Origin of the sequence: Nonomuraea sp. NPDC005983 (assembly GCF_040614375.1) — a bacterium.
In the GTDB taxonomy this organism is placed as follows: domain Bacteria; phylum Actinomycetota; class Actinomycetes; order Streptosporangiales; family Streptosporangiaceae; genus Nonomuraea.
Genome location: NZ_JBEXUP010000248.1, coordinates 1 through 6,062 on the forward strand (window position 1 = coordinate 1; position 6,062 = coordinate 6,062).

General features: G+C 74.2%; 5 protein-coding genes. 1 reads left to right on the top strand and 4 read right to left on the bottom strand.

What is annotated here, in order from left to right; all coding sequences use genetic code 11:
• A partial coding sequence (locus ABZ297_RS45815; RefSeq protein ID WP_355360585.1) for an AAA family ATPase occupies positions 1-2,269 on the bottom strand: 2,269 nt, incomplete at its 3' end.
• A gap of 40 nt (positions 2,270-2,309) precedes the next feature.
• Positions 2,310-3,131, bottom strand: a complete 822-nt coding sequence (locus ABZ297_RS45820) for an alpha/beta hydrolase (protein WP_355360588.1) — start codon at positions 3,129-3,131, stop codon at positions 2,310-2,312.
• Between the two features lie 133 nt (positions 3,132-3,264).
• Here ABZ297_RS45820 and ABZ297_RS45825 point away from each other — a divergent pair, with 133 nt between their 5' ends.
• Complete coding sequence (locus tag ABZ297_RS45825) at positions 3,265-3,828, top strand: NAD(P)-binding domain-containing protein (RefSeq protein ID WP_355360591.1); 564 nt, start codon at positions 3,265-3,267, stop codon at positions 3,826-3,828.
• Between the two features lie 69 nt (positions 3,829-3,897).
• Here ABZ297_RS45825 and ABZ297_RS45830 read toward each other — a convergent pair whose 3' ends face one another.
• Together ABZ297_RS45830 and ABZ297_RS45835 are read right to left on the bottom strand one after the other, a co-directional pair.
• Positions 3,898-5,289, bottom strand: a complete 1,392-nt coding sequence (locus tag ABZ297_RS45830; RefSeq protein WP_355360594.1) for an LCP family protein — start codon at positions 5,287-5,289, stop codon at positions 3,898-3,900.
• A 231-nt stretch (positions 5,290-5,520) separates the two neighbouring features.
• Positions 5,521-6,062, bottom strand: a 542-nt coding sequence (locus ABZ297_RS45835; RefSeq protein WP_355360597.1) for a hypothetical protein, incomplete at its 5' end; no start/stop codon positions are given.

The window sequence follows — 6,062 nt, forward strand, 5'->3', positions numbered from 1 at the left end:
CGAGCAGCGCCCGCGCCTCGCTCGTCGCGGCGTCCGCCGACCACCTCTCCAGGCCCGCCAGCGCCGCGCGGGCCGCCTCCGGCTCGTCCGCCGCCACGGCCGCCTCCACCCGGTCGGGCGTGGAACGCCACACCACCGTCGGATGCCCGGCCCCAGGCCCCGCCTCCGTGATCGCGACGAACCGCGAGTGCGCCGCGGCGAAGCGGCCCAGCCCGAGGTCCAGCATCGCCAGCGCGTAGGACGCCACCCCGGCCCGCAGGCCCACCCGGTGCGGGATCGCGATGGCGAGCGCCTCGTCCGCACGGCTCCGGCAGGCGTCCTCCTCGCCCCTGAGCGCCGCCACCACGGCGAGGTTCGCCAGATGCGCGGCCACCGAGTTGATGTAGCCCGCCTCCCGGGCCAGCGTCAGCCCCTCCTCGGCGACGGCCGCGCTCTCGGCCAGCCGCCCCCGGATCCGTTCGGCCGTGGACACGAACTCCAGCACCACGGGAAGCTGGCCCACCATTCCCGACATCCTGGCCACCCGCCCGGCCCTGTCGGCCAGCTCGGCGGACACGTCCGCCTCGCCCAGGTAGCTGGCCGCCGCCGACGCCCACAGGAACTCGGCCGCCTCCCTCAGCTCCCCGGTACGGGCCAGCGCCGCGCGCAGCAGCTCGCCGCCGCTCCCGTCGTCCAGCATCGCCCCGATGCCGGCCACGACGTCCCGCAGGAACCCCGGCGCGAACGCCCGCGCCCGGCGGCCCAGTTCCACCAGGGCGGCCACGTCGCCCACGTAGCTCGCGGCCTCCGACGCGTCGGCCAGCATCGCCAGGCTCTCGCCTGACGCGAGGATGCGCATCGCCTCGGCGGCGTCTCCGGAGTTCAGCTCGAACCGCCCCCGCAGCTGCGCGATCTCCTCCAACAGGCTCTGCCCCGAAGGGGCGGTGGCGAGGTCGCGGGCTTCCGCGAGGTAGCTCTCGGCCTGCCCGGGGCGGCCGCCCAGCCAGGCCGCGACTGCGGCGTCCTTGAGGCGTTCGGCGCGCAGGGACGTGGCAGGGGTCAGCTCCGCCGAGCGTGCGAGGGCCGTCGCCGCGTCGCCGAAGCCGCCTCGGGAGCGCGCTCCGGCCGCCGAGGCGGCCAGGGCGTCCGCCACCTGCGCGTCCTGGCCCACGGTGGCGGCGGCCAGATGCCAGGCACGCCGGTCGCCGTCCACCAGGTCGGCCAGGACGGCGTGCGCCCGGCGCAGCTCCACGGAGCTGGCGGAGGCGTGCACGGCCGACCTGACCAGCGGGTGCCGGAACCGGATCGTGGCCCCCGACACGCTCACCAGACCGGACGTCTCCGCCTCGTGCAGGGCGGCGGGGTCCGCGCCGAGGAGTTCCGCCGTGCGCAGGACCAGGGCGAGGTCGGCGTCCAGCGCGGCGACCAGCGTGACCAGGCGGGCGTCGCCGGACAGCCGCGCCACCTGCCGGCCGAAGAGCTGCTCGCCACCAGGGAGCGGGTCGGGCAGCGGGGCGCGTCCTGACAGCTGCTCGGGGGTCAGCAACGCGGCCGTCTCGCGCAGGACGAGCGGGTTGCCGCCGGTCAGCGCCACCAGCCGCGCCCGCGTCCCCGCCGACACCTCCGCGACGGAGTCGAGCAGCTCCGCCGCGCTCCCCGCGTCCAGCCCGCCGACCCGCACCTCGACCACGTCCGGCTGGACGGTGCCCGCCGCCGTGTCGGCCCGCGATCGCGGGTCCGCGTGCCCGCTGACATGCCGACGTGGCATGTCCGCCGGTGTGCCGATGGCGGGGTGGGCGTCGCCTCGGACGGCCAGGAGGAGGCCGACGCGTTCGGTTCGCAGCCGTCTGGCCGCGAACAGCAGCGCGTCCGCCGAGGCGCGGTCGAACCACTGGAAGTCGTCCACCAGGCAGAGCAGGCCGTCCGGCGCGGCCGCCTCCACCAGCAGCGACAGCGCCCCGGCCGCCACCAGGAAGCGGTCCCCGGCCGGGGCCGCCAGGCCGAGCGCCCCCGACACGGCGTCCCGCTGCGGTTTCGGGAGCGCGTCCAGGAGGCCGGTCACCGGGCGCAGGAGCTGGTGGAGCGCCGCGTAGGCCAGCCCGGACTCGGGCTCGGCGCCGCTCGCCCGCAGCACCCGCAGCGACCCCGCCCGGGACGCCGCCAGGTCGAGCAGGGCCGACTTGCCGACCCCCGCCTCCCCGCGCAGCACCAGGGCGCGCCCGTGGCCGGAGCTCGCCGAGGAGATCAGGTCGTCGATCGCGGTGGTCTCCGCCGCTCTGCCGTACAGCACGGAGAACGAGGGTAGGCGGTGCGGGTGGTGGCCCGGTCCGTCAGGTCTGGGGCAGGAGCCGGCGGAAGTCGGCGAAGAGGCGGTCGGTGGCGGCTTCCGACTCCGGATCGGCGTTCTGGACGAAGCCGTGCGCGAGGCCGGGCTCCTGCCGGTGGATCACCCGGACGCCCGCCTCGGCGAGCCGCCTGGCGTAGGCGTCGCCCTCGTCGCGGAGCGCGTCGTGCTCGGCGGTGACCACGAGCGCCGACGGCAGCCCGGTCAGGTCCGGCACGAGCAGCGGGCTCACGCGCGGGTCCGCGCGCAGCACCGGGTCGGGGACCCACTGCTCGGTGGACCACGCCACGAAGTCGGCGTCGAGCCCGTGGCCGGCGCCCTTCTCCTCGATGCTGGGCTGCGACAGCGTCAGGTCGGTGTTGGGACAGATCAGGGCCTGCGCGGCGGGCAGGGGCTCGCCCGCGTCCCGCAGAAACAGGCAGGCCATCGTCGCCAGATACCCGCCCGCGCTGTCACCGGCCACGGCGTCGGGCCTGGCCCAGCGGATCACCTCGGCCACGTCCTCGATCGCCGCCGGGTAGGGGTGCTCGGGCGCCAGCCGGTAGTCGACCGCCAGCACCTCCACGTCGCACGCGCGGGCCAGGCGGCGGCAGGTCCTGTCGTGCGTGTCGAGGTCGCAGAACACCCACGCGCCGCCGTGCACGAACACGACCAGCGGACGTCTCTCCTCGGACGGCCGGTAGTGCCGCAGCGTCAGCCCTCCGGGCCCGGCGACGTCCGCCACGTGCGTCAGCTCGGGACCTCGGAGCCGGAGCCCGGCGCGCTTTCGGGAGTTCTCGCGCAGTTCGTGCAGGCTGGGAACGGTCACAGCCCGGAATTGTGCCGCACCCGCCCACTACCGGGCGAGCGCAGGCTACGGCAAAGCTCTGCCTAAGTGAAGCGTGCCCGCCGGGCGGGAGGGGGAGGTCCCGAGCTGGGTGTGCGTCGGCAAGGAGATCGACATGCGCGTAGGGATCGTGGGCTCCGGCAGGATCGGCTCGGCGCTCGGCCGCCTGCTCGTGTCGGGCGGGTACGAGGTGCTCTTCAGCGCCGCGAGCCCCGGCAGCGCCGAGGCGGCCGCGAGCGCGGCGGGCGGTGGCGCCCGCAGCGGCAGCCCGCTGGAAGCCGCCAGGTTCGGCGAGGTGGTGGCGATCGCGGTGGGGTGGGAGGCCTTCCCGGAGGTCGCCGAGGAGATCGGCGGCGCGCTCTCGGGCAAGGTGGTGATCGATCCCAGCAACCCGATCACGGAACGCGACGGCAGGACGCTGGTGCTGGCCGTCCCCGACGGCCTGACCAGCCCGCAGTACCAGCAGCGGGTGCTCGGGCAGGACGTCCGGCTGGTGCGCACGTTCAACACGAAGTTCTCCCACGAGCTGCTCGAGCTCGGGACGGCCGGCCAGCGGGGCGGGCCGCGCGCCGACATGCCGTACTGGGGCGACGACGACGCCAAGAAGTCCGTGGTGCCGCTGATCGAGGACGCCGGCTTCACCGCCATCGACGGCGGCGGCCTGGCCGAGGCCCTCTAGCGCCGAATCGGGCGGTTCGCCGGTGCACGTGCCGCGCCTGGCGGGCAGGTAAGTGACCGCGTCCCGGTGTCAGGAGGCGCAGGTGTCGTGGGTGGCGTCGAAGCCCTTGAGCGCCTCGGAGTCGTCGGTGCGCAGGGGCTTCAGCCCCTTCCAGTCGTCGCCGATCACCAGCACCAGCCGCGAGGTCTGCGCGCCCGCCACCAGCTTGGGCGCGCCGGACAGCAGGTCCTTGGTCAGGGTCGGGACGCGGGTCTCGCCGTTCGGCGAGTACAGGACCGTGGTCTTCGGGTACGGCTTGCGCGGCGTGTCGCCGATCTTGGTGATGTGGTAGCCACGCTGCTCAAGCCCGGCCGCGACCTGGGTGCCGAGGCCGCTGCGGTAGGTGCCGTTGCGCAGCTCGATCTGCACCTTCGACCGCGGCATCTTGGTCTGGCCGCCCTTGACCCCCTGCAGGCTGCGGTCGCCTGCGACGATCTGGAAGAGCCTGCCTGCCTGCGGCTGCACCCATTCGACCCGTCCGGGCTGGGTGAGGGAGTAGTGCCAAGGGGTGGTGATGAAGCGGATCTGCCCGGCGTTCAGCCCCTGGAGGCTTCCGGCGAGGTCCTTCATGACGCTGAGCGTCAGGTCGGCGTCGGTGGTGACGGAGCTGAGGCCCGCGTCGAGGAAGCCGAACAGCTTGCCGGGGTCGGTGAGCGTCTCGCCGCTCATCACCTTCTTCATCATGGACGCGATGAACATCTGCTGCCGCTGGATGCGTCCGATGTCGGAGCCGTCGCCGAGGCTGTAGCGGGCGCGGACGTACCCGAGCGCCTGCTCGCCGTTGACCGTCTGCCGCCCGGCGGGCAGGTGGAGCAGCGCCTTCTTGTCGTCGACCCGCTCCGGCAGGCAGATCTCCACGCCGCCCACCGCGTCGACCATGCTCTTGAAGCCGGTGAAGTCCACCTTCACGAAGTGGTCGATGTGGATGTGGGTGAGCGTCTCGATCGTCTTCCAGGTGCAGGCGATGCCGCCGGAGTTGAACGACTCGTTGATCATGCCGAGGTGGGGCTGCTGGCCCGGCAGGTTCCCCTTGGCGCGGCAGGCGGGGAGCTGCACCAGCGAGTCGCGCGGGAAGCTGATCACCATCGCGTTGTCGCGCTTGGACGACACGTGGGCGAGCATGATCGTGTCAGTGCGCTCGCCCGAGACGCGGTGCCCGTACTTGGCGTTCTTGCCGTCGCGCTGGTCGGAGCCGACGACCAGGACGTTCAGCGCCGTACCCGCCACCTTGGGCGGCCGGGTCGCGCCGAGGTCGCCGGAGACGTCCTCTTGCTTCACTTTGGACAGCTTCACGACCACGCCGACCACCACGCCCGCCACCAGCAGGACCACGATCACCACGATCGCGATCACCCAGCGCAGCCAGCGCTTGCGGCCGCGGGGAGGGGAGGTCGGCGGCGAAGGGGGCGCGTCGACAACCACGTGACTCCCAGGGGACGGGGCCGCGGGCCGCCGCCCATGGCCAAGAGGCCTCGCCGTACAGATCTCGGCCGGTTGGACGCGAGCGAGTCTACTGACTTCGTGTATGCCAGGCGTAAGGATTCGGGATCACTCGGGCACGGTGCCCCGCAGCGACACCGCGCCGCGCAGGTCACGGCAGGCCCGCTCGACGACGTACGGCATACCCACGAACGGTGACATGTGTCCTCGACGTCAGGTGGCCTGGGTCAGGAGGGCGTCGAGGTCGGCGGGGTCGGCGGTGCCCCCGGCGGCCAGGACGGTGCCCGACCCGTCCGTCACCACGGCGTACGGCGGCCACGGGACGCCGTTGCGGTCGAAGACCTCCGGGTCGATCACCAGGGGCAGCGTCACGGCGTGCCCGGCGAGGTACGCGCGGACGGCGTCCTCCTCGGCGGCGCTCACCAGGACGACGTCCACGCGGCCTGAGGCGGCGGCGAAGGCCGGGAGCATGGCGCTGCAGAGGCCGCACGCCGGCGAGATCAGCGCATAAAGGACGCGGTCGCCGGCCGGTTCCGGCGCCCGCACGGCGAAGCGGGTGCCGGGGCGCGGGCCGTACGTCCGGGCCTTGAAGGCGCGCGGCAGCAGGAGGGCCAGGCCGAGGAGGAGCGCCCCCAGCAGCAGGTGGACCGGCGTGAACGCCGACGGGCCCGCCACGGCGGCCATCGCCGCCAGCGCCAGCAGCAGGCCCGTGCGCGCCAGCGTGCGGGCGCCGACCAGGTCTGCGCCGCCGAAGC